Genomic DNA, 22,422 nt, shown 5'->3' on the forward strand with positions numbered 1-22,422 from the left:
AAAAACAGAAGAACTGAAATCATACTGACGCCACGTCTGGATGAACTCTTTCAAATTATCAACACGAATTAATCAAAATGTAACACTGTACAAAACCGAATAATTGATTGGTGGCTGAATATCTCCCGGCCTCATCATGTATTCCCTGTTTAAAAAATTCTTGATTATCAGGTTTATCTTATGATTATTGCTGATGTTGTACCCTATCCTGAAATCGAAAATCCAATTCCCTTTATTATGTGCCATTCTGTATTCTTTTATACCCGGTAAAATAATATCACCAAATTGCAACGGAACATTGTTTATCTTAACGGTCAGATTTTCAAATGCTTTGTCAATGTTCACAATCGGACTTAAATATATCAGTGAAAAACCCAGATTGAAATGATTAAAAGTTAAATCAAAATCAGACTTTAGCTGATGTTTAATCCGATATTTCAACATCCTTGAAGTCGAATCTGAAAATGAAGCCAAATAGGCAGAATCATTGTTTAAAGTTATTGGATTAATATAGGTATATCCGACATTAAAGTTTATTTGAAATTTTTCTAAATTGACTTCAGAAAAGATACCCGCTTCAAAGCCTGTAATCCTTGCATTTTCTGCATTTTGTGCTCTGAAGCCAATCCAGTTAAATACGTAACCGGGAGAGTTGGGATTCCACGACAGTACCACATTCGAAGGATTATACAAACCAAACGAAAATTCTGTCATGTTGTAGTATTGGGTCCAGAAGGCCGCAACATCCAGGTATCCTTTGATAGGCCCAATCCTATATCCCTGATATAATCCTGCCTCTGCACTCCATCCTTTTTCAGGATTTAGTTCCGGATTGGGAAATATGTTGAGGCTGCCTACTTGTGTCTGCGTGTACTTTTCGGCTATGGAAGGATATCTGAATCCCTGACCTACGGATGCACGCAGATTGGTGTATTCCATCAATTTGTAATTCATTCCAAGCCTGAACACTGGTAATGGCAATATTTTTACCGTATCGATTCGGAAATATTCCCACCTAAATCCTGCTGATAACTGCAAATTCTTGTATTTCTTATCTAATTGAGTATAAACACCTACATTATTACCCTTATGAATTGTATCCCCATACAATTCAGATTTTGCTCCAAAACCGGAATAAGTTATACCCGAACTTACAACAAGTTTTTTATTAAAAAAATGTTGATAACGGTATTCTGTATAAAATTGATAATCTGTATTGTTTTGTTGAGTATTGTTAATATTATTTACATGATAAAACCTTGACTTTAAACTATGGAACGAATTGTTTTTATTGTACAGAATATAAGGATCGATTATCAACCTGCTTACCTGAAATTGTTGAACAAAACTTTCTGCTATCTGATAAACTCCTGTATCTCCGTCTTTCCACAGAAAAAAATTGCCTCCTTCCTTTATCATATACAAGAAATTGGAACCAATTTTCACTTGATTCTTTCCTCCGCTCTGGTACTGCAATTTACTGTAAATCCTTGCTTTTCTGTAATTGTCATTTTCTCTGTACCCTTCATCCTGACTAAAGTTTCCGGAGAAGGAACTGTTAAATTTGCCTTTGCTGAAAGAATGGTAAAACTGATAAAATCCAAAATTTTGCCAGGCATCGCCCCACCATTTTTTATAATTTTCTTTAGGTGAGCCATAAATCCCTGTTGAAACTTTCATGGTGGTTAATGATTTACTTTGTGGGTTATTGGTTTTGATGTTTACTATCCCATTTAGAGCTGATGCTCCATATAATGCCGATGTTGCTCCTTTTATAATTTCAATCTGGCTTATGTTTTCAACAGGAATTAAATCCCAGATTGCTTCATTTGATGCTCCGGTCAGCAATGGCAGATCATCAAAAAGTAACAAAACTCGACTGCCTGCTCCATAACTATATCCGCTTCCACCCCGAATACTCGCCTGCTTTTCCATTATCACCAATCCGGGTGCTTTTTGGAGTAAGTTTTCTATACTCAATATATTGTTGTTCTCAACCTGTATTGGTTTTATAATCTCCATCGAAATACTTACATCTGACTTTTTTTGCTCAAATTTTCCAGCTGAAACCACAATTTCATTTAAAACTTTGGATTCCTCCTGCATTTTAATGATAAGATTTTCAAAAGATACATTTCTATTTATAATTATTTTCTCTGTCTTATATCCAATATACCTGAATTCTATTTGATCGATGTTTTTGTTAGTTAAAATCCTGAAATGTCCTTTATCATCCGTTATTGTACCCGTGGAACTATCAATAAGAACATTTACACCAACCAATGGTTCCCTTGTAAAAAAATCAATTACATGTCCTGAAATGATATTCTGTGAAAAAACATTTTGAAGCACAAACAACAAATGCAAAAAAACCAATATTTTCCTTTGCATAAAGTTTTTTTTCAGCCGTAAAAGTATCAAAATTTTTCTAAATGCCTTAATTTTGCCTTTTAAATCAATTTAATTATTCTCATTATGCGTAACATTTTATTTTGCTTTTCACTTGTCTTTATTTCATTTCTCTCTAACGCTCAATGTATCCCTGATTCCTTTTCCAAACCCAATATTTATCCTGATACCATTCGCAATCTTGATACAGCCTATGCAAACCAATACTATGAAATGAAAATGACTGCAGTAATTCCTGTTGATACCTTGGTTTTCGGAAACCGTATGCCTATTGATTCCATCGGTCTAATCTCCCTGACTGGCTTACCTGCAAGCCTTTCTTATGTTTCTAACTCACTTTCAGGATATTGGAAAGGTGGCACAAGTGGCTGTATTCTTATCTCTGGTACTCCTCAGAATAATGAAAACGGGGTGTATCCATTAAATATCATGGTTCGCGCTTTCGTTGCAGGTGTACCTGCCGATTATCCTGTTAAAGGATATAAAATTGTTGTTATTGGTAATTCCTCAATAAACAAATCTGATTTAAGTCATCAGGTTTCTTTTTACCCCAATCCTTCTTTTGATATTGCCTCTCTTCGGTTTTACAGCTCTGAAAACGCTGAAACATTTATTATTTTAAATAATTCCATTGGTAAAATTATTCGAAAAATACCGGTTACTGTATCAGCAGGTCATAACTCCGTTTTGATACCTATTTCAGATTTACCCAAAGGAAATTATTTTCTACAGATTAATATTAACCAACAAATTATCACTTTTCCTTTTATAAAATATTGATTTTATCTTTGATGACCCGGTTGTCATGACATCTTTTACTATTTTTCTGAATCAAAAGATTCCTGTTCGTGATGGAATTAAATTATCTGCTTCGTTGTATTTACCTAAAGATATTTCACCTACTTCGACTCTTTTTCTGATAACTCCATACAATGTCGATAGAAATCATCAACAGGCATCTTTTTTTACTCAAAATGGGTTTTCTGTATTGCTTGTTGACTCAAGAGGCAGAGGCAACTCCGAAGGAAAATTTAATCCATTTAGTCAGCAGGATGGTAGAGATGGATATGATGTTTGCCAATGGATTTCAGAGCAGAATTGGAATAATGGACGAGTGGGAATGTTTGGTGGATCTTACCTTGGAATGGTTCAATGGCTTACACTTAAAGAAAATCCCCCTGCTTTAAAATCAATTGCTCCTACCGCTGCCGTTTGTCCCGGAATTGATTTTCCCAAAAAAAATAACATTTTTTATTCTTATTTAGCTCCTTATCTCAGCTTTATTTATGGAAAAACATCCAATCCTAATTTGTTCTCTGATACAAATTATTGGGAATCTTTTTATTATGATTATTATAGCGGGAAATTCCCTTATTCTGAGTTGTTAAAAAAATCTTTTATTTCTTTTCCAAAATTCAATCAATGGATCCGTCATCCTTCTTTCGATTCCTTTTGGAAAAGCATTATACCTGACAATTCTACCTATGAAAAAATTAATATACCAATCTTAACAATTACCGGATATTTTGATGACGATCAGTACGGTGCATTATATTATTACAAAAATCATTTAAAATACAACTTTTCGTTTTCTAAAGAAAATCATTACATTATCATCGGCCCCTGGGATCATGCAGGAACAAGAGACCCTCAAAAAACGATTGATAATCAGTCGTTTTCTGAAACATCTACACTTAATTTTAATAAAATCCATCTCGATTGGTTTAATTGGACACTCAATAATAAAGAAAAGCCGGCCTATCTAAATAATACTTTTATTTTTTTCTTAATCAACGAAAATAAATGGTACAATTTTCATTTTCACAATAGTGATCTGTTTTCAAATAAGCAATTCTTTTTTCTTGGAAACAATGGAACACTAAATTCTGACTCTGAAAATAATTGTGAGTACATAATTAATATCAATTCTCTCAAAACTAAATTCAATTCCCCGGACTTAAAGCTTAATACTTCATACAATTATGCTTTCCATTATTTTGATTTTTCTTCAGACGATAATGAAATACTTTTTGAGTCTCAACCGTTTTCAGAACCTTTATTCATTGCCGGAAATGCAGAATTGAATTTATTTGTCAAAACCAATCTACCTGATTTTGATCTTGAATTTCTTTTATATGATAAAGACCCCAATAATAATCATTACTTTATTACCCGTGATTTTTTACGCTTTAGATATAGCAAAACACTTGAAAAATCTGAAATTAATAAAACACCTGATAAAATAAACAAAATAAGTTTCAAAAATTCTAATATAATTTTTAAAAAAATACCCACTGGTCATAAATTGGTGTTGCATATCAAACATTTGAATCTGTCAGTTTTTCAGAAAAATTATAATACAGGAAAAGATGTTTCTTATGAAACTTCTACAGATGCTATTAACGGTTGTTTAACAATATTTTGTAATTCAAAGTTCCCATCTTCTCTTGCAATCCCACTCTTAACTGAATTTTATATTAATGAAAAATTTTAATGTTGAGATAGCTGCACCAGTTGGTTCATTTGAAGGTCTAATGGCTGCTATTCAAGGCGGAGCTGATAGTATATATTTCGGGATCGATTCTCTTAATTTGAGAAGTGCTTCATCCTTTAATTTTAAATTGTCAGATATTAAAAAAATTTCTAAAATTTGTAATAATCACGGAATCAAGAATTATCTTACACTTAACAGTATTATCTATGATGAGGAAATTAAAAAAGCAAAAAAGATTATCGATTATTCAAAAGATTTTATAAATGGTATTATTGTTTCTGATTGTTCCTTATTGGAATATCTGAAAAATCTTTCCCTACCTGTCCACTTAAGTACTCAATTGAATATTTCTAATCTTGAATCTTTAAAATTTTTTTCTCAATACTGTGATGTCATTGTTCTTGCACGCGAATTAAGTTTGAAACAAATTTCATTTATTTCCAGACAAATCAAAAAACACAACATTAAAGGCAAATCCGGCAATATTATAAAACTTGAAGTTTTTATTCATGGCGCTTTATGTATGTCTTTTTCAGGAAAATGTTTTTTGAGTGAACATACGCACGGAAAGTCAGCTAACAGGGGTGAATGCCTTCAGAATTGCAGACGTCCTTATTCAATTATTGACGATCAAAATAATATTTTCAAACTTGATAATCCATATATACTGTCAGCAAAAGACCTTTCTACTCTTTCTATTTTGGACAAAATAGTCAAAACCTCTGTTAGTATTTTAAAAATTGAAGGTAGAGGACGTAGTCCGGAATACGTTAAGACAGTTGTCTCAACATATAATAAGGCATTGTCTCTTATTAATAACAATAGTTTTGATAGAATCAGCATTCAAAAACTTAACGAAGATCTTTCCTCCGTTTATAATCGCGGTTACTGGACAGGTCATTATCTTTCAGAATTTGTTTCCGATTGGAATACAGATGTTTCTGGTTCAAAATCTAAAGTGATAAAAGAATATATTGGAGATGTTACAAATTATTTTAGAAAAAATAGTGTTGTCGAAATTTTTGTTAATAATAGCCAAATTGTTAATAATGATAAATTATTAATTATTGGAAATAAAACAGGTGTTGTTGAATTAAAAATAGCTGAAATTTGGTTTGAAAATTCAATCATTTTAAAAGCTGAAAAAGGAAATAAAATAACATTAAAATGTAATGAAATTGTACGCAAAAATGATAAGGTTTATAAAATTGTTTCCAGAAATTAATTTGTAATATTTATTTCCTCAATGTATTCCCAGTTTTCCTTAATATTAAAATCCTTTTTTACTATTTTAAATAATTCGGGTTTTTTTAATGATTTCAAGTCTCCTGTGTCCCATTTTCCATTTCTATTTTCATCAATAAAATAAAAAATATCATAAGTTCCGGGATTAATATTACTAATTGTTATATCAATGCTAACATTTGTCAATTTTATTTTTTCTTTTGTCTGTTTATTTTTTATTTCCAAAATCACATTTTTATTTGTCGGATTTTGTAATAATAGTTTTAATAATCCAAAATCCTCACTATTTTTTGTTTTAATATCAACATTTGTTGATTCTATTGCATCCTCACAAAAGATTATTGAATTCTTTTCTAAAACTATTTTATATTCAGTTCCGTTATTAAGGTTGCTTATTGTTAATTTTTCAGGATCAGTATTAGTAAAATTTATTTTATATTCTTCTGCAATTTTTCCAGCAGCATTTATTTTAATTAAGCTATCGCTAATTTCTTTGATTGGTTTAGTAAAATATATTTCAATCTCATTTATTAATGGTTTTATTTCCGAGATTAGTTTTTTATTGATTGATTCTTTTGATCTTATCTTTCTTTGATCAATGATTATTGTGTCTTTTTTAGTATCATATTCAAATACAAAATTCAATTTATTTAGTCTATCAATCTGTTCGCAAATCCAACAATTAAATGAATCAGACAATTTATTATCACAAATTACTTGAAATTCTCTTGTAAAAAGAGAATCAAAAATTTTGTAATTCCTTAATATTACTGGAGAAGTAAATTTTAAGTAAAATTTATTTTTTGTTTTAACATAATAATCATTAAGCCTGATTTCTTCCTGATTCCTGAATAAATTCAATTCTATGTATTCAGAATGATTATTCGGTTTATCTGAACTGACGAAATCAAATCTTTCATCATTATCTACTATTTGGTTTTTATTCTTGTCATCTAATGCCAAAATAAAATTGTAATCATTAGAAATATTGTATAAATTAAACTTTCCGTTTTTTTCGCTTACGGTTAATCCAACAATGTTTTCCTTCTTTATTTTTCCATTGAAACCATCCGACAAATTTTCTTTTAATAAATATATATAAACATTTTCTAAAGGAACTTTTTCAATATAATCATATACCGTTCCTTCTATTTTATTAGAATCAATATTTTGACTTTTTGAAAAAACATATTTAAAGCCTGATAGAGTGTTTCCTTCGTTAATATCTTTAATATTATTCAAAAAATTTATGGTATATGTTTGAATTTCATTTAAAGAATCAAGAGAAGGAAACTTTATTAATATCTTATCATTTTTTACTAAAAACTTGGTGTTTTGAACAGGTGGTGAAATAATTACATCATTAGGATTTGCTATTTCAATTTTTTCACTCATTATTAATTTTATTGTTGTAGAAGAAAAATTAGTTGCACGGTTTTCCGGTATACATTTAATCACCTTTGGTGGTTCAGTATCTTTTGGGCCACCTTCAGGGGATCTCTGAACAGCACAATTTGAAAGAATTATTGCTGTCAGAAAAATAAATAAAAAATTTTTCATATTATCTTCCTAAATGAACTAAAATAATAGATATATCGCTCGGAGACACTCCACTTATTCTCAAGGCTTGCCCAATCGACTTTGGTTTGATTTTATTAAGTTTTTCAACAGCTTCACTTGAAAGTGAATTTATTTTTTCATATTTTATGTTATCTGGAATTTTAATTTCTTCCATTTTATTCATTTTTTTTACTAATTCTTCTTCCTTTTCTATATAGGATTTGTATTTTGCTTGAATTTCAAATTCTTTTATTGAATCATTTTTAAAATTTTCTAAAAATGTCGAAATTTCATTAATTTCTCTTAAATCTTCAATTGATATTTCTGGTCTTAAAAGAATATTTATCCATTTTGTACTCTGTGTTATTGTTTTTGTCCCTTTTTTAATCAGAACTTTATTTACTATTTCTGGATCACAAGACTGAGAGACAAAAAATGTGTTAATTTTTTCAATTTCATTAATTTTGTTGCTAATTTTTTCAATTCTTTCTTTCCCAATCAATCCTATATTGTATGACAGGGGTGTTAATCTGATGTCTGCATTGTCTTGCCTTAACAATATTCTATATTCAGCCCTTGACGTAAACATTCTGTATGGTTCATCAGTTCCTTTTGTAATTAAATCATCTATTAATACTCCAATATAAGCATCAGATCTTTTTAAAATAAAGGATTGTTTATTATTAATTTTTAAATGTGCGTTTATACCTGCTATTATTCCCTGTGCTGCTGCCTCTTCATAACCAGTAGTTCCATTTATTTGACCGGCAAAAAATAAATTTTCAACTTTTTTTGACTCTAATGAGTGTGATAATTGTGTGGGATCGAAATAATCATATTCAATGGCATAGCCTGGCCTGAATATTTTCACTTTTTCAAGTCCTCTTATTTTTTTTAAAGCTTTATACTGTATTTCCAGTGGTAAGGATGAAGAAAAACCGTTTAAATAAAATTCAATAGTATTCCAACCTTCAGGTTCCAAAAAAAGTTGATGTCTATCCCTATTTGAAAATCTTTTAATCTTGTCTTCTATAGATGGGCAATATCTAGGACCAATTCCTTTTATCACTTCATTAAATAATGGTGAAAACTTAAAACCACTTTCCAATATTTCATGAACTTCAGAATTTGTATATGTAATATAACAAGGTAATTGATTTTTTATGGGCTCAGTAAAATCAGAAAAAGAGAATTTTTCTGGAAATTCATCACCATTTTGAATTTCCATTTTTTTAAAATTTACACTCCTTCCGTCTATTCTTACCGGTGTTCCGGTCTTCATTCTTCCAAATTCAATTCCATATCTTGAAATTTTTTCTGTAAAACTATTTACAGATTTTTCTCCTAATCTACCTCCACTTAAAATTGTATTGCCAATAAATATTTTACCGTTTAAAAAAGTTCCTGTTGTTAATACAATTGCTTTTGAATAGAAAATTTTTCCCATTGAAGTAATAACACTCTTTACTTTATCATTTTTTACAACTATATCAACAACAGAATCTTGCCAGAAATAAATATTTTTATTTTCTTCAAGATTTTTTCTCCAAATCTGACTAAACAACAGTCTATCATTCTGTGTACGAGGACTCCACATAGCAGGTCCTTTAGATTTGTTTAGCATTCTAAATTGAATAGTAGATAAATCTGAAACTATACCTGAATAACCTCCCAATGCATCTATTTCACGAATAATTTGTCCTTTTGCAATTCCTCCCATGGAAGGATTACAAGACATTTGAGCAAAGTTTTGCATATTAAGAGTAATCAATAATACTTTTGATCCTAAATTTGCTGCTGCCATTGCAGCTTCACAACCGGCATGGCCTCCTCCGACAACAATTATATCATAATTTTTCATTTCAAAACTTTTGTTTCACGTGAAACATTTTTTATCAATTCATCTTCCCTTTTTCTCATTATTTTTATTTCTTCTGTCTCTTTATCATCATATCCTAAGAGATGTAAACATCCATGAAAAATAATACGTTTTAGTTCATTTTTAAATTCTATGTTTTCATTTTTTGCATTTTTTTTAATTTTTTCCAGGCAAATGTATGCTTCAGCTTCCACAATATTATCTTCATTATTTAGCTTTATTGTAATTATATCAGTCACATAATTATGTTTTAATAATTCATAATTTATAATTTTTATTTCCCTTTCTTTTAAACAGTGATATTTTAACTCCTTAATTTTCTTTTTTTCTTTTCTAAATGTCTCTTTTATGTAATTTTTAATTTTTTTTATTTCTTTTTCACTTAATTCATTCTCTATATCCTTGCAGAACAATATCATTTCTATTTATTTAATTTTTCACTTTTATATATTCTTTTATTTTTTCTTTTTCTTTTTAATCTTTTTTTCCTCTCATAATAGATAAATGACTTATTTTCGCAATATAATTTTTTCATATTATGACGCAGAGCAAAGTCAGAATAAACAAATATCTTGCAGCTTGTGGATACTGTTCAAGACGCAAAGCTGATGATTTCATAAAACAAGGCTTAGTAAAAATTAATAACAAAGTTATTACCGATTTTTCATTCAAAGTTTCTATTCATGATGATGTTTTTGTTAATGGTGTTAATATTAAACCTAAAAAACTGATTTACATTGTTTTAAATAAACCAAAAGATTATATTTGTACAGTATCAGATGAAAAACTACGCAAAACTGTTTTTGACTTGATTGATATTCCGAAATCCGGATTATTTTCCGTTGGAAGATTGGACAGAAACACAACAGGTACTTTACTTATTACAAATGATGGTATATTAACACACAAACTTCTACATCCTTCATCTTCTATTATTAAAGTTTATCACGTTACTTTAGATAATTATTTACCTAATACTATATTATCAGAATTAAAATCAGGTATAACTATTGATAATCGCTTGATTTTTTTTGATGAAATCTTTCCATTAAATACAGAAAATAAGAACGAAATAATAGTGTCTTTACATTCTGGTCAATATCATATTATTAAAAGAATATTTTCTAAATATGGTTATTTAGTAAAAAAACTTGATCGTATTTCTTTTGCCGGAATTGATTATTCTTCTCTAAAAAGAGGTGAATGGAGATATTTAACAAAAAATGAGGTAAAATATCTTTATTCATTGTAAACAACTCGTAAATTTCGTTTACAAGTTTTTTTCTCATTCATTTTTCAAAAATTTTCACTTTTTAATTATTTTCTTAACACTATTTTAAATGCCATACATTATTTTACTAACATAATATTCCTGTTTTTACACCAGCATTTTTTCACAATTTTACTTTCAATTTGTTTTGTTTATTTTTCACATCATCTTCATTTTCAATCATATTTATTCATCCTTCTTTTTTTTCATTGTTTATACATTGTTAACCTTATATTGTTTCAGACATTTTCGAAAAGGATTTTTCAACATCCTAATTAATTAATACTCTTTATGTTCAAACTTTTTAAAATCGATTCATTTATGATTAATTGTGTTAACTTTGCACCTTGAATTGGGGTGAGAACCCCTTTTTTTATGAATGGTTTTATTAAAAGTACAAAGATGGATAAGAACGAAATTATAGAATCGTTTGCAGGATTGAAAGAATTGAAAAATATTGACAGGGCAACTATGATAAGAGTCCTTGAAGATGTATTCAGAGATGTTTTGGAGAAAAAATTTCAGGTAACTGAAAACATTGATATTATTATCAATGCCGAAAAAGGGGATGTTCAAATTTGGAGAAACAGAACTATTGTAGAAGACGGAAAAGTAACCGATCCTAATCTTGAAATTTCGCTTTCTGAAGCAAGAAAATATGCTGATGATTTTGAAATAGGAGAGGAGTTTTCTGAAGAAATTAAAATAAATTCATTTGAAAGAAGAGCCATACAAAATGCTAAAGTCAATCTTCAGAACAAATTATTAGATATTGAAAGGAATGATATCATAAGAAGATATCAGGACAGAATAGATGAAATTGTTACTGGTGAAGTTTACAGAGTTTGGAAAAAGGAAGTTTTGGTTTTAGATGATGATGGAAATGAATTGGTTTTACCAAAAGCATTACAAATACCGAAAGATTATTTTTCAAAAGGAGATCAGGTAAGAGCAATAGTTCATACCATTGAAAACATGAGTGGAATACCAAGGGTTATATTATCAAGAGTATCTCCGGTATTTCTGGAAAGGTTGTTTGAGCTTGAGGTTCCGGAAATTGCTGATGGACTTGTTAGTATTCGGGCAATAGTCAGAGAGCCTGGAGAAAGGGCAAAAGTAGCAGTTGAGTCTTACGATGACAGAATAGATCCTGTGGGGGCATGTGTTGGTATGAAAGGGAGCAGAATTCATGGAATTGTCAGGGAGTTAAGAAATGAAAATATAGACATTATTAACTATACCGATAATATATCCTTATATATTTCCCGTGCATTAAGCCCTGCAAAGACTGGACAGATAATTATTGATCAGGAAAGAAAAAGATGTCAGGTTTATTTAAAACCAGATCAGGTTTCACTGGCTATTGGAAAAGATGGGATTAATATAAAATTGGCTGCTAAATTAACAGGCTATGAAATTGATATTTTCAGAGAAGTGGATGAAGGAGATTACGATATAGAAATTGATGAATTTGCAGATGAAATTGATCCCTGGATAATTGATGAAATTAAGAATATAGGGTGCGATACAGCGAAATCAGTTTTGTCGATGACAGTTGAAGAGGTTGCAGAGAAAACAGATCTTGAGATTGAAACAGTTGAATATGTTTTCGAAATATTAAAAAAGGAATTTGAATAAACGAAATAGTAGATGTCAGAAATAGTTGCAAAAAGATTATCCAAAGTGGCAAAGGAGTTTAATATTGCCACTTCTACAATAATTGATTTTTTAAAATCAAAAAATATAGTTATTGAGGATAATCCTAATTCAAAAATTACTCCGGAGCAATATGAATTACTTCTTTCAAAATTTCAGACTGATAAAATTTCAAAGGAAATTATTGACGAAAAGAGGGAGGAGGTAAAAAAAGAAGAAAAAATCCGTAAACCGAATTTACAAACCGAAGAAAAAGAAGATATATTAATCAAGACAAATCTGATTCGTGATCGTGATATTTCACTTAAAGAAAAACCAATAAAAACTGAAAAAGAAAAGACTGAAATTAAAAAAGAATCTGGATTAAAGGTATTGGGAAAGATTGAAATAGGTGAAAAAACACAAATCAATAAAGAAGAAAAAGAAGAGAAAAAAGAGGAGATAATCCAAGAAGAAAACATTTCAGTTGAAGTAGAAAAAAGCGTAGAACAGGAGGAATCAAAAGTCTTTGAAGAAATTTCTTTAGAGAAAGAAGAAAACACCAAGACAGAAGAATTTGAAAAGAAAGAAGAGTTAATACTTGCAGAAACAGAAATAAAGGTAGAGGAACCAATAACTCAAACTGAAGAATTTATTGAAGAAGAAAAGGATACTTCAGAATCATCCGATGAAAGAGAAACAGAAGAGGATATAGAAACAGAAGAACATCCGGAAATACCAGAGGTAAAAGAAGAAACAGAAGAATTTGGATTAAAAATTAAAGGTAAAATTGATTTAGAACAATTTGAGCCCAAGAAGAAAAAGCCCGTTGCATCAACATCTGATCCGGCAACAATAAAACATCGGAAACGTAAACGAATTGTAAAAAATGAAAAAGTTGCACTTCAGGAAGAGGAGAAAAAAGTAAAAGAAAAAACAAAACAAAAAAGGGAGCCAAAGAAGCCTGAAGTAGATGAAAAAGAAATAAAAGAACAAATTTCAGCAACCCTTGCAAAGTTGAGCGGAAAAACAGTTCCAAGTGCAAAATTAAGAGTTAAAAAATTAAAGAAGAGAGAGCAGAAAGAGAGGGAGTTTTCTCAACAGGAAGAAGCGAGTAATGTCATTGAAGTAATTGAATTTATTACGGTTAGTGAACTTGCAAATCTGATGAATGTTTCAGTTTCTGAAGTGATTACAGTTTGTATGGAGTTGGGATTAATGGTTAGTATCAATCAAAGACTTGACGCAGAAACTATTGCAATTGTTGCAGATGAATTTAATTATGAAGTAGTATTTAAACACGATAGCAGTACAGAGCCATCACTTGAAGAGCCAGATGTTGAGGAGAGAATGGTTGAGCGTGCACCGGTTGTTACTATTATGGGACATGTTGATCATGGGAAGACAACCTTGTTGGATTATATCAGAAAAAGTAAAGTTACGGAAGGTGAAGCAGGAGGTATTACGCAACATATTGGTGCGTATAGTGTTGAATTACAAAATGGCAAACAAATCACCTTTCTCGACACGCCCGGTCATGAAGCATTTACTTCCATGAGAGCAAGAGGTGCAAAAGTTACGGATATTGCGATTATTGTCATTGCAGCAGACGACAGCGTCATGCCTCAGACGAAAGAAGCAATTAGTCACGCCCAGGCTGCAGGTGTAAAAATAGTATTTGCCTTTAATAAAATTGATAAAGAAGGTGCAAATGCAGACAGAATCCGTGAACAGCTTGCTGAAATGAATATACTTGTGGAAGAGTGGGGTGGAAAATACCAGACTCAGGAAATCTCAGCAAAAAAAGGAATAAATGTAGATAAATTGCTTGACAAGGTTCTTTTGGAAGCTGAAATGCTTGAACTAAAAGCTGATCCTGAAAAACGAGGTGTTGGAACCATCATTGAAGCTTCAATGGACAAAGGCAGGGGTGTGGTGGCAACCGTTTTAGTGCAAAAAGGAAAGTTGAAGGTCGGGGACCCCATACTTGCAGGAGCTTATTATGGAAAAGTAAAAGCTCTATATAATGAAACAAGAAAAAGGATTAATAAAGCAGGACCTTCAACACCAGTTGAAGTAATTGGTTTTGATGGTACACCCACTGCAGGAGATATTTTATACGTTGTTGAATCGGAAAGTGTTGCAAAAGAAATAGCCACACAACGCAAACGACTTATCAGGGAACAAGGAATCAGAGCCACCAAACACGTAACATTGGACGAAATTGGAAGAAGAATAGCATTAGGCAACTTTAAAGAACTTAACATTATAATTAAAGCAGACGTGGATGGTTCAGTTGAAGCTTTGACCGATTCCATTCAAAAACTTTCAACAGAAGAAGTTCAGGTAAATGTTATTCACAGAGGGGTTGGTCAAATTTCAGAATCTGATGTATTGCTGGCCTCTGCTTCAGATGCAATCATTATTGGTTTTCAGGTACGTCCTTCTCTGAATGCAAGGAAATTAGCCGAGCAGGAACAAATTGATATCAGATTGTATTCAGTCATTTATGATGCAATAGAAGAGGTCAAAGCCGCTATTGAAGGGATGTTACAACCCACGGAAGAAGAAAAAATATTATGTAATGTGGAAGTACGCGAAGTTTTTAGAATTTCAAAAGTTGGCAATATAGCAGGGTGTATGGTTTTGGATGGAAAAATTACCAGAAATACAAAAATCAGAATTGTCAGGGAAGGCGTTGTGATTTATACAGGAGAATTAGCCTCCTTAAAAAGATTTAAGGAAGATGTGAAAGAGGTTTCTGCAGGTTATGAATGTGGAATTGGCATACAGAATTTCAATGATTTAAAAGTGGGGGATATAATTGAAGGTTTCACAGTAGAACAAATAAAAAGAAAACTATAATCATATTTTGTGGAAATAATCAGATTAGGCATTGAGGGTTTACTATTGATTAAACCGGTTGTATATGAAGATGAGCGAGGTTATTTTTTCGAATCCTTTAAAAGTCCGCTATACGAAGAATTAGGCCTGGTTACGAGTTTTGTTCAGGATAATGAGTCGATGTCGCATAAAAACGTTATTCGTGGACTTCATTTTCAAAATCCCCCGTTTGCACAGGGTAAACTGGTTCGTGTTGTGCATGGATCAGTATTGGATGTAGCTCTGGACATCAGAAAAAACTCCAAGACTTATGGAAAATGGCATGCCGTAGTATTGACCAGTCAAAACAAGCTGATGTATTGGATACCGGAAGGATTTGCTCATGGTTTTTGCAGTCTGGAAGACAATACAATACTTACTTATAAATGCACGAATCTATATGATAAGGAATCAGAAGGATGTATTTACTGGAACGATCCCGATCTGGCAATTAATTGGCAAACATCCTCACCTGTCGTATCAGCCAAGGACAATCAGGGAATTTTATTCAAAGATTTTCAAAGTCAGTTTTAGGTAGAATTATGCAAATCAAAGTTCAGAATACAGAAATAGAAGACGTCATAATCGTCATTCCCGAAGTTTTCGAAGATGAAAGGGGATTTTTTACAGAAACTTACCGTTATGATCAGTTTCTTGAGTTAGGTTTACCCGGAAATTTTGTTCAACTCAATCATTCCCGTTCAGCGAAGAATGTATTGAGAGGATTGCATTTTCAGTGGGAACCACCGATGGGCAAAATGATGAGAGTTTTGTTTGGCCAGGCATTTCTGGTAGCTGTTGATATCAGGAAAAACTCACCTGATTTGGGGAAATGGATTGGTATTACCTTATCAGAGAGAGATAAAAAATGGATTTATGCACCAGCAGGATTTGCCCGAGGATTTTGTGTCTTGTCAGATTTTGCTGAGATAGAATACCTTACAACGGGTGTTTATAATAGCAAAGCAGAATCAGGGATACTATGGCGTGATAAAGAAATTGGGATAAAGTGGCCGGTTGAAGAGCCTGTATTATCCCAGAAAGACAAGGTTGCACAGACATTATCAGAATGGTTAAAAACCAAAGAATCAGATTATTTTAAAAAATAGGCCATGAAAATATTAGTTGCCGGTGGAGCCGGATATATCGGATCTGTGGTAGTTCCAAAACTTGCAGAAAGAGGTTATGAAGTGGATGTTGTTGATTTATTGTGGTTTGGAAATAAATTACCTGCCGATATCAAGGTTATTCAAAAAGACATTTTTGACCTTGAACCGGAAGAACTGAAACCTTATGATCAGGTTATTTTTCTTGCCGGTTTGTCCAATGATCCTATGGCCGAATTTTCTCCAAAAGATAACTTTATTCAAAATGCCTCTTCCCCTGCATATTTAGGATATATTTCAAAAATTGCCGGTGTTAAAAGATTTATTTATGCCGGCTCTTGCTCTGTTTATGGTTATACGGTTAATGAATTATATGATGAAAAATCACCGGCTGTTTCGAATTACCCTTATGGCATTTCAAAACTACAGGGAGAGTTTTCAGTATTGCAGATGATCGATAAAAGCTTTTCAGTAATAGCATTTCGGCAGGGAACGGTATCCGGCTATAGTCCCCGAATGAGGCTTGACCTGATCGTTAACACCATGTTTAAAAATGCCATTCAAAAAGGAGAAATTACAGTAAATAATCCATCTATCTGGCGACCTGTTTTAAGTATAAAAGATGTTGCAAGTGCTTATATCAGGGCTGTTGAAGCCAATTACGACATTTCCGGTGTTTTCAATATTTCTTCGGGGAACTATACGGTTGGAGAGGTGGCCGATATGGTCAGCGACACATTACTTGAAACATTGGGATTAAAAACAAAGCTTATCATTAAAAACATTCAGGATTTCAGAAATTATAAGGTAAGCATTGAGAACGCCATGAAAATATTAAGTTTTAAACCCATGCACACGGTGATTGACATTGTACATGATTTAATTCAGCATAAAGAGCAATTCAACGATTTTGATAATCCAGCTTATTACAACATACAGGTTTTCAAATCATTAAAGCAAAGCGAAGGCAAAAAATAAACAAGATGAAAGTTGCAATCATTGGAGCTAACGGACAGCTTGGAATTGACCTCATACAGGAATTCAAAACTGCAGGAGATGAAGTATATGGGTTTAATCATTGCGATGTCGAACTGTATGATATTGATTCAATTGTAAATGCGATTAAACTTTCCAGGCCTGATTTACTCATCAATACGGCTGCTTATCATCATGTGGAGAAATGTGAAGAAAATCCCCTGAGAGCACATCAGATAAACTGAATAGGAGCAAGAAATCTTGCGATGGCTTGTGCCGAACATGATGTATTGTTTTTTCATTTCAGTACGGATTATGTTTTTAACGGGAAGCAAAGAATTCCCTATACCGAATCAGATTGCCCGAAACCATTAAATGTTTATGGTAATAGTAAATTATCCGGAGAGCATTACATTGCTGCCATTGCTGAAAAATACTTAATTATCAGAACTTCAGGGCTTTACGGTAAAAATCCATGCCGGGCTAAAGGCGGGCTAAACTTTGTTCAACTTATGTTGAAACTGGCAAACGAAGGAAAAAAAATCAGGGTTGTTGATAATGAAATATTAACACCTACTTCTACAAAAGAACTTGCCAGACAGGTAGTTAAAATTAAAAATCCGGATTTTTACGGAATTGTACATGCCACCTCAGAGTGTGAGTGCTCCTGGTATCAGTTTGCCAAAGCTATTTTTTCAATTACCGGCTTAGATCCTGACCTTCAGATAGCTGCACCGGATGAATTTCCATCCAAAGCCAAGAGGCCTGAATACAGTGTGCTGGAAAATGGAAAATTAAAAGCATACAATTGCAACATCATGAAAACATGGGAAGAAGCTTTGAAAGAATATTTGCTTAATTAATTTTAAGATTGATTTAACAGATTCCACAATTTTCTTTTCAGAGCGTTAATTCCTAATCCGGAAACAGAAGAAATAAAGAGGTAGTCCGTATCTGGGGGTAAAGTGCTTTTAATATTTTTCAAAAAATCATAGTCAACGATATCACATTTAGTAATAGCCAGAAGTCTTTTTTTATTCAACAATGCAGGGTTATACTTTTCAAGTTCATTGAGTAATATCTCAAATTGAGAAGTAATATCCTGATTTTCAACACTAATCATAAAGAGAAGGACTGAATTTCGTTCGATATGGCGAAGAAAACGAAGTCCGAGCCCCTTTCCTTCTGATGCGCCTTCAATGATACCCGGAATATCGGCCACCACAAAAGACCTGTATTTCCCTGCCTGAACAACTCCAACATTGGGGACAATGGTTGTAAAAGGAAAATCGGCAATTTTTGGTCTGGCAGCGGAAATCACACTCAATAGTGTTGACTTTCCCGCATTGGGAAAACCAACAAGACCAACGTCTGCAAGTAGTTTTAATTCAAATATGACTGTTTTTTCAATTCCGGGCATACCGGGTTGTGCAAATTGTGGTGCCTGACGGGTGGGGGATTTGAACTGCCAGTTGCCTAATCCTCCTTTTCCACCCTCAAATAAGATTTTTTCTTCCCCGTGCTGAGTTATTTCCATCAAAAAGGCATTGTTTTCCGCATCTTTAACAATAGTTCCCAATGGTACCTCAACAACAATATCTTTTCCACTAGCTCCTGTTTTATTTTGAGAAGATCCGTTTTTTCCGTTTTCAGCAAATAAATGTTTGGTGTATCGTAAATGAAGCAAAGTCCAAAGATTCGCATTTCCTTTTAAAATGATGTGTCCGCCACGTCCCCCGTCTCCACCGTCAGGGCCACCTTTGCGGGTAAATTTATCTCTGTGAAAATGAACAGAGCCTGCTCCACCAGCTCCTGAACGGCAAAAAACTTTTATTTGGTCAATAAAATTTTGTTCTGACATAAATTAAGTTACTATATGTGTTGTAAGGTATCGGAATGGCCAATACAAGTAAGAAATCAATAAATACTGAAAGTGCAAAAATCGGTAAAATTGGCATTATTTTTATTAAGTGGTTTGTAAAATAAATTCATACTTTTGCATAAAGAATAAAATTGTCTGATTATGTATTGGACGCTGGAATTAGCTGGATATTTGATTGATGCACCGTGGCCTGCAACAAAGGATGAGCTTATTGATTATGCTATCCGGACTGGTGCACCACTTGAACTGATTGAAAATCTTCAGGAACTTGAAGATGATGGTGATCCGTATGAAAGCATTGAGGAGATTTGGCCCGATTATCCGACCCATGATGAATTTTTCTTCAATGAAGACGAATATTAAATTATTAGATTTCAAATAGCAGGTAATGCATAAGTTAGTGTTAATCAGGCATGGAGAAAGCCTTTGGAACCAGGAAAACCGTTTTACAGGATGGAAGGATATTGATTTAAGTGAAAAAGGAATCAATGAAGCACATCAGGCTGGCAAAATTTTGTTTAAAGAAGGCTATCATTTTTCAAAAGCATATACTTCAGTATTAAAAAGAGCCATACGGACACTCTGGATTGTTTTGGACGAACTTGACCTGATGTGGATTCCAGTTGTAAATTCATGGCGGCTGAACGAAAGGCATTATGGGGCACTTCAGGGGCTAAACAAGAATGAAATGGTTCAGCTTCATGGAGAAGAGCAGGTTCATAAATGGAGGAGGGGTTTTGATGTTCGTCCTCCCGCTATGGAAATAAGTGACGAAAGATATGTGGGAAATGATGTTCGCTACAGTCAATTGAAAAAAGAAGAAATCCCGCTTACTGAAAGCCTGAAAGATACCATCGACAGGCTTTTACCTTTGTGGGAAAATGATATTAAACCCGATATTCAGAAAGGCGAACAGCTTATCATAGCCGCTCATGGAAATAGCCTTAGAGCTATTGTAAAAACGCTTGATAATCTTTCAGATGAAGAAATAATGGAATTAAATATTCCTACCGGAATACCACTTGTTTATGAGCTTTCAGAAGATTTAAAACCATTGCGCCACTATTATTTAGGTGATCCTGAAGAAATTGAGAAAGCCATTGCTAAGGTAAAGGCACAGACTCAAAAGAAATAATTCAATCCTTCCTGCAGAAAACTATCCGGTTTTTATTATTGATGTCTTTATGAATCCTGATTTCTTTCAAACCAAATGAGGACAGTAGTTCTGTCATCATGTATCCGTTTTTCTCATTTATTTCGAAGTAATATTTTCCATGAGATTTTAAAAATTGTAAAGTTTTTTCAATAATAATCCTGTAAAAAACAAGCGGATCGTTGTCGGGAACAAACAATGCTTCAGCGGGTTCATGGTTCAGGACCCTTTCCGACATGAATTGTTTTTCTTTATTTAAAACATAAGGAGGATTGCTGACAATTATATCAAATTGATATTCTTTGAGTTCTGATAAGTCAGACGAAAACAAATCGGCCTGAATAAAAGTTATTTCAGCTGATTGTCTTAGTGCATTTTCCTTAGCAACTGAAAGAATTTCAGGTTTGTAATCAAGAGCAAAAACTTGTGAATCAGGAAGATTGATTTTAAGAGAAACGGCAATACAACCAGAACCTGTTCCAATATCGAGTACTGTATTTTTTTTATGAGAGTTTTCCCTGATAATCAGATCGACAAGTTCCTCTGTTTCAGGGCGGGGGATTAAAACTTCAGGATTAACCAGAAACTTTAAATCATAAAAATGACAAAAGCCTGTGATGTATTGAACAGGCTCATTATTAAGCAATCTTTGGGTTGCATCTGATAGCGCAGTCAGCTGGGCAGCATTGAGCTGAAGGCCGGGATGAATAAAAATATCTGTTTTCTTAAATCCTAACAGGTCAGTGAACAGAATTTCTGCCATGGCGGTAGCCTCCTGATGAGAATAATTACCTTTCAGGGTTTGGACAATATGGTTAAATTCGCTGGTCATTCAATTTTGATTGCAAAAATAAAATTCTTAAATAAATTAGCCTTGACTGACGAGTTGTTAATGAGCAGATGTTTAGACCTTGCGAAAAGCGGATTTCCGGCTGTTTTACCGAATCCGATGGTAGGGGCGCTTATTGTGTCAGAAGCAAGGATTATTGCAGAAGGCTATCATCATTATTTTGGCGGAATACATGCCGAGGTTGATGCCATCAGAAAGGTTAAAGACAAGGAGATATTAAGAAAATCAACATTATACGTGAACCTTGAACCCTGTTCTCATTTCGGAAAAACGCCTCCTTGTGTTCATCAGATTATTGAAGCCGGTATTCCTGAAGTGGTAGTTGCAGGTAAAGATCCGAATCCACTGGTCAACGGCAGGGGAATTAACATCCTGAAAGAGCACGGAATTGTTGTCAGAGAAGGGGTCAGAGAAACTGAGGCTATTGAATTAAACAAGCGTTTTTATACCTTTTACCGAAAGAACAGGCCATATATCATTCTGAAGTTTGCAACCACAAAGGATGGATTTTTAGCAAAAGAAAATTATTACTCGAAATGGATCAGCAATGAGTATTCCCGAATATTGGTTCATAAATGGAGAGGAGAAGAAATGGCCATTTTAACCGGAGCCAATACAGTCAGATATGATGATCCTCATTTAACCAACAGATTTTCGAAAACAGGTAATCCTGTCAGAATCTTTTTTGACAGGGATTTATCAATTCCTGTTACAAAGCATATATTTGATAACAGCAGCAGAACCATCGTATACAATTTTGTAAAAGAAGATAAAGACAATCAGACAGAGTGGGTAAAATTAGACCGCACGAAAGATTTTATAGCACAGATAATCAATCATTTATTCACGATAAACATTCAATCTCTGATAGTTGAAGGCGGAGCGAAAATACTGTCGGCCTTTCTGGATAGAAATTTATGGGACGAAGCCAGAATTTTTACTGCCGAAAAACTGTTCAGGTCTGGTATTAAAGCTCCTGAAATCAGAGTTGAGCCATTTGAGACAATTGAAATAATTGACAATCAGTTGAATATTTATTTTAATAGCGGACAAGGATTAAAAAAACCAGATAAGGCTTAAA

The 22,422-nt window shown here is 32.8% G+C and carries 20 protein-coding genes; 14 read left to right on the forward strand and 6 right to left on the reverse strand.

The genetic code is table 11. The features are described from left to right. Window positions 1-72: 72 nt before the first annotated feature. Window positions 73-2,391: a TonB-dependent receptor gene (locus GX437_09530; protein NLJ07896.1), complete on the reverse strand. Its 2,319-nt coding sequence runs from the start codon at window positions 2,389-2,391 to the stop codon at window positions 73-75. 84 nt (window positions 2,392-2,475) lie between these two features. On the opposite strand from GX437_09530, the gene GX437_09535 reads away from it, so the two are divergent. From GX437_09535 to GX437_09545, 3 genes are read left to right on the forward strand one after another with little or no spacing between them, the layout of a single operon-like run. Continuing rightward, window positions 2,476-3,189 (forward strand): T9SS type A sorting domain-containing protein, encoded by a 714-nt coding sequence (locus tag GX437_09535; GenBank protein ID NLJ07897.1) that lies wholly within the window; start codon window positions 2,476-2,478, stop codon window positions 3,187-3,189. A gap of 25 nt (window positions 3,190-3,214) precedes the next feature. Next, window positions 3,215-4,903: a CocE/NonD family hydrolase gene (locus GX437_09540; GenBank protein NLJ07898.1), complete on the forward strand. Its 1,689-nt coding sequence runs from the start codon at window positions 3,215-3,217 to the stop codon at window positions 4,901-4,903. Next, window positions 4,890-6,128: a U32 family peptidase gene (locus GX437_09545; protein ID NLJ07899.1), complete on the forward strand. Its 1,239-nt coding sequence runs from the start codon at window positions 4,890-4,892 to the stop codon at window positions 6,126-6,128. The genes GX437_09540 and GX437_09545 overlap by 14 nt, the downstream gene beginning before the upstream one ends. Here GX437_09545 and GX437_09550 read toward each other — a convergent pair. From GX437_09550 to ybeY, 3 genes are read right to left on the reverse strand one after another with little or no spacing between them, the layout of a single operon-like run. Then, window positions 6,125-7,708 carry a DUF2141 domain-containing protein gene (locus tag GX437_09550; GenBank protein NLJ07900.1) on the reverse strand — a complete coding sequence of 528 codons (1,584 nt, stop codon included), beginning with the start codon at window positions 7,706-7,708 and terminating at the stop codon, window positions 6,125-6,127. The two genes, GX437_09545 and GX437_09550, sit on opposite strands and share 4 nt — an antisense overlap. Window position 7,709: 1 nt before the next feature. After that, the gene (gene mnmG, locus GX437_09555) at window positions 7,710-9,569 is read right to left on the reverse strand and encodes a tRNA uridine-5-carboxymethylaminomethyl(34) synthesis enzyme MnmG (protein ID NLJ07901.1); all 1,860 of its coding nucleotides are present in this window, start codon (window positions 9,567-9,569) and stop codon (window positions 7,710-7,712) included. Beyond that, window positions 9,566-10,006 carry an rRNA maturation RNase YbeY gene (gene ybeY, locus GX437_09560; GenBank protein ID NLJ07902.1) on the reverse strand — a complete coding sequence of 147 codons (441 nt, stop codon included), beginning with the start codon at window positions 10,004-10,006 and terminating at the stop codon, window positions 9,566-9,568. Before ybeY ends, mnmG begins: the two co-directional genes overlap by 4 nt. A gap of 119 nt (window positions 10,007-10,125) precedes the next feature. Here ybeY and GX437_09565 point away from each other — a divergent pair, with 119 nt between their 5' ends. From GX437_09565 to GX437_09600, 8 genes are all read left to right on the forward strand, one after another. Next, window positions 10,126-10,839 (forward strand): rRNA pseudouridine synthase, encoded by a 714-nt coding sequence (locus GX437_09565; protein ID NLJ07903.1) that lies wholly within the window; start codon window positions 10,126-10,128, stop codon window positions 10,837-10,839. 420 nt (window positions 10,840-11,259) lie between these two features. Then, window positions 11,260-12,495 carry a transcription termination/antitermination protein NusA gene (gene nusA / locus GX437_09570; protein ID NLJ07904.1) on the forward strand — a complete coding sequence of 412 codons (1,236 nt, stop codon included), beginning with the start codon at window positions 11,260-11,262 and terminating at the stop codon, window positions 12,493-12,495. A gap of 12 nt (window positions 12,496-12,507) precedes the next feature. Continuing rightward, the gene (infB, locus tag GX437_09575) at window positions 12,508-15,357 is read left to right on the forward strand and encodes a translation initiation factor IF-2 (GenBank protein NLJ07905.1); all 2,850 of its coding nucleotides are present in this window, start codon (window positions 12,508-12,510) and stop codon (window positions 15,355-15,357) included. A 9-nt stretch (window positions 15,358-15,366) separates the two neighbouring features. Then, on the forward strand, window positions 15,367-15,909 hold the full coding sequence (rfbC, locus tag GX437_09580; GenBank protein ID NLJ07906.1) for a dTDP-4-dehydrorhamnose 3,5-epimerase: 543 nt from the start codon (window positions 15,367-15,369) through the stop codon (window positions 15,907-15,909). A gap of 8 nt (window positions 15,910-15,917) precedes the next feature. After that, window positions 15,918-16,484, forward strand: a complete 567-nt coding sequence (rfbC, locus tag GX437_09585; protein NLJ07907.1) for a dTDP-4-dehydrorhamnose 3,5-epimerase — start codon at window positions 15,918-15,920, stop codon at window positions 16,482-16,484. A 3-nt stretch (window positions 16,485-16,487) separates the two neighbouring features. Beyond that, window positions 16,488-17,459 (forward strand): SDR family oxidoreductase, encoded by a 972-nt coding sequence (locus tag GX437_09590; protein NLJ07908.1) that lies wholly within the window; start codon window positions 16,488-16,490, stop codon window positions 17,457-17,459. A 5-nt stretch (window positions 17,460-17,464) separates the two neighbouring features. Further along, window positions 17,465-17,701 (forward strand): sugar nucleotide-binding protein, encoded by a 237-nt coding sequence (locus GX437_09595; GenBank protein NLJ07909.1) that lies wholly within the window; start codon window positions 17,465-17,467, stop codon window positions 17,699-17,701. Between the two features lie 21 nt (window positions 17,702-17,722). Continuing rightward, window positions 17,723-18,319, forward strand: a complete 597-nt coding sequence (locus GX437_09600) for an NAD(P)-dependent oxidoreductase (GenBank protein ID NLJ07910.1) — start codon at window positions 17,723-17,725, stop codon at window positions 18,317-18,319. A 2-nt stretch (window positions 18,320-18,321) separates the two neighbouring features. On the opposite strand, the gene obgE is transcribed toward GX437_09600, so the two are convergent. Continuing rightward, window positions 18,322-19,317 carry a GTPase ObgE gene (obgE, locus tag GX437_09605; protein NLJ07911.1) on the reverse strand — a complete coding sequence of 332 codons (996 nt, stop codon included), beginning with the start codon at window positions 19,315-19,317 and terminating at the stop codon, window positions 18,322-18,324. Between the two features lie 162 nt (window positions 19,318-19,479). Here obgE and GX437_09610 point away from each other — a divergent pair, with 162 nt between their 5' ends. Next, on the forward strand, window positions 19,480-19,701 hold the full coding sequence (locus tag GX437_09610) for a DUF2795 domain-containing protein (protein NLJ07912.1): 222 nt from the start codon (window positions 19,480-19,482) through the stop codon (window positions 19,699-19,701). Between the two features lie 25 nt (window positions 19,702-19,726). Then, the gene (gpmA, locus tag GX437_09615; protein NLJ07913.1) at window positions 19,727-20,473 is read left to right on the forward strand and encodes a 2,3-diphosphoglycerate-dependent phosphoglycerate mutase; all 747 of its coding nucleotides are present in this window, start codon (window positions 19,727-19,729) and stop codon (window positions 20,471-20,473) included. Between the two features lies 1 nt (window position 20,474). Here the strand turns inward: gpmA and prmC are convergent, their stop codons facing one another. Further along, the gene (prmC, locus tag GX437_09620) at window positions 20,475-21,323 is read right to left on the reverse strand and encodes a peptide chain release factor N(5)-glutamine methyltransferase (GenBank protein ID NLJ07914.1); all 849 of its coding nucleotides are present in this window, start codon (window positions 21,321-21,323) and stop codon (window positions 20,475-20,477) included. Here prmC and ribD point away from each other — a divergent pair. Continuing rightward, window positions 21,303-22,421: a bifunctional diaminohydroxyphosphoribosylaminopyrimidine deaminase/5-amino-6-(5-phosphoribosylamino)uracil reductase RibD gene (gene ribD / locus GX437_09625; protein NLJ07915.1), complete on the forward strand. Its 1,119-nt coding sequence runs from the start codon at window positions 21,303-21,305 to the stop codon at window positions 22,419-22,421. The genes prmC and ribD overlap by 21 nt on opposite strands. Window position 22,422: the final 1 nt, after the last annotated feature.

The sequence above is a fragment of the Sphingobacteriales bacterium genome, assembly GCA_012517435.1.
Classification (GTDB): domain Bacteria; phylum Bacteroidota; class Bacteroidia; order CAILMK01; family JAAYUY01; genus JAAYUY01.

What these genes read in the sequence shown, in the direction of transcription:
- ribD (NLJ07915.1), top strand. Translation starts at nt 21,303, where the DNA reads ATGGTTAAATTCGCTGGTCATTCAATTTTGATTGCAAAAATAAAATTC.
- GX437_09530 (NLJ07896.1), bottom strand. Translation starts at nt 2,391, where the DNA reads ATGCAAAGGAAAATATTGGTTTTTTTGCATTTGTTGTTTGTGCTTCAA.
- ybeY (NLJ07902.1), bottom strand. Translation starts at nt 10,006, where the DNA reads ATGATATTGTTCTGCAAGGATATAGAGAATGAATTAAGTGAAAAAGAA.
- mnmG (NLJ07901.1), bottom strand. Translation starts at nt 9,569, where the DNA reads ATGAAAAATTATGATATAATTGTTGTCGGAGGAGGCCATGCCGGTTGT.
- GX437_09535 (NLJ07897.1), top strand. Translation starts at nt 2,476, where the DNA reads ATGCGTAACATTTTATTTTGCTTTTCACTTGTCTTTATTTCATTTCTC.
- GX437_09565 (NLJ07903.1), top strand. Translation starts at nt 10,126, where the DNA reads ATGACGCAGAGCAAAGTCAGAATAAACAAATATCTTGCAGCTTGTGGA.
- infB (NLJ07905.1), top strand. Translation starts at nt 12,508, where the DNA reads ATGTCAGAAATAGTTGCAAAAAGATTATCCAAAGTGGCAAAGGAGTTT.
- GX437_09600 (NLJ07910.1), top strand. Translation starts at nt 17,723, where the DNA reads ATGGCTTGTGCCGAACATGATGTATTGTTTTTTCATTTCAGTACGGAT.
- nusA (NLJ07904.1), top strand. Translation starts at nt 11,260, where the DNA reads ATGGATAAGAACGAAATTATAGAATCGTTTGCAGGATTGAAAGAATTG.
- GX437_09550 (NLJ07900.1), bottom strand. Translation starts at nt 7,708, where the DNA reads ATGAAAAATTTTTTATTTATTTTTCTGACAGCAATAATTCTTTCAAAT.
- GX437_09595 (NLJ07909.1), top strand. Translation starts at nt 17,465, where the DNA reads ATGAAAGTTGCAATCATTGGAGCTAACGGACAGCTTGGAATTGACCTC.
- prmC (NLJ07914.1), bottom strand. Translation starts at nt 21,323, where the DNA reads ATGACCAGCGAATTTAACCATATTGTCCAAACCCTGAAAGGTAATTAT.
- gpmA (NLJ07913.1), top strand. Translation starts at nt 19,727, where the DNA reads ATGCATAAGTTAGTGTTAATCAGGCATGGAGAAAGCCTTTGGAACCAG.
- GX437_09610 (NLJ07912.1), top strand. Translation starts at nt 19,480, where the DNA reads ATGTATTGGACGCTGGAATTAGCTGGATATTTGATTGATGCACCGTGG.
- GX437_09545 (NLJ07899.1), top strand. Translation starts at nt 4,890, where the DNA reads ATGAAAAATTTTAATGTTGAGATAGCTGCACCAGTTGGTTCATTTGAA.
- GX437_09590 (NLJ07908.1), top strand. Translation starts at nt 16,488, where the DNA reads ATGAAAATATTAGTTGCCGGTGGAGCCGGATATATCGGATCTGTGGTA.
- rfbC (NLJ07907.1), top strand. Translation starts at nt 15,918, where the DNA reads ATGCAAATCAAAGTTCAGAATACAGAAATAGAAGACGTCATAATCGTC.
- GX437_09540 (NLJ07898.1), top strand. Translation starts at nt 3,215, where the DNA reads ATGACATCTTTTACTATTTTTCTGAATCAAAAGATTCCTGTTCGTGAT.
- obgE (NLJ07911.1), bottom strand. Translation starts at nt 19,317, where the DNA reads ATGTCAGAACAAAATTTTATTGACCAAATAAAAGTTTTTTGCCGTTCA.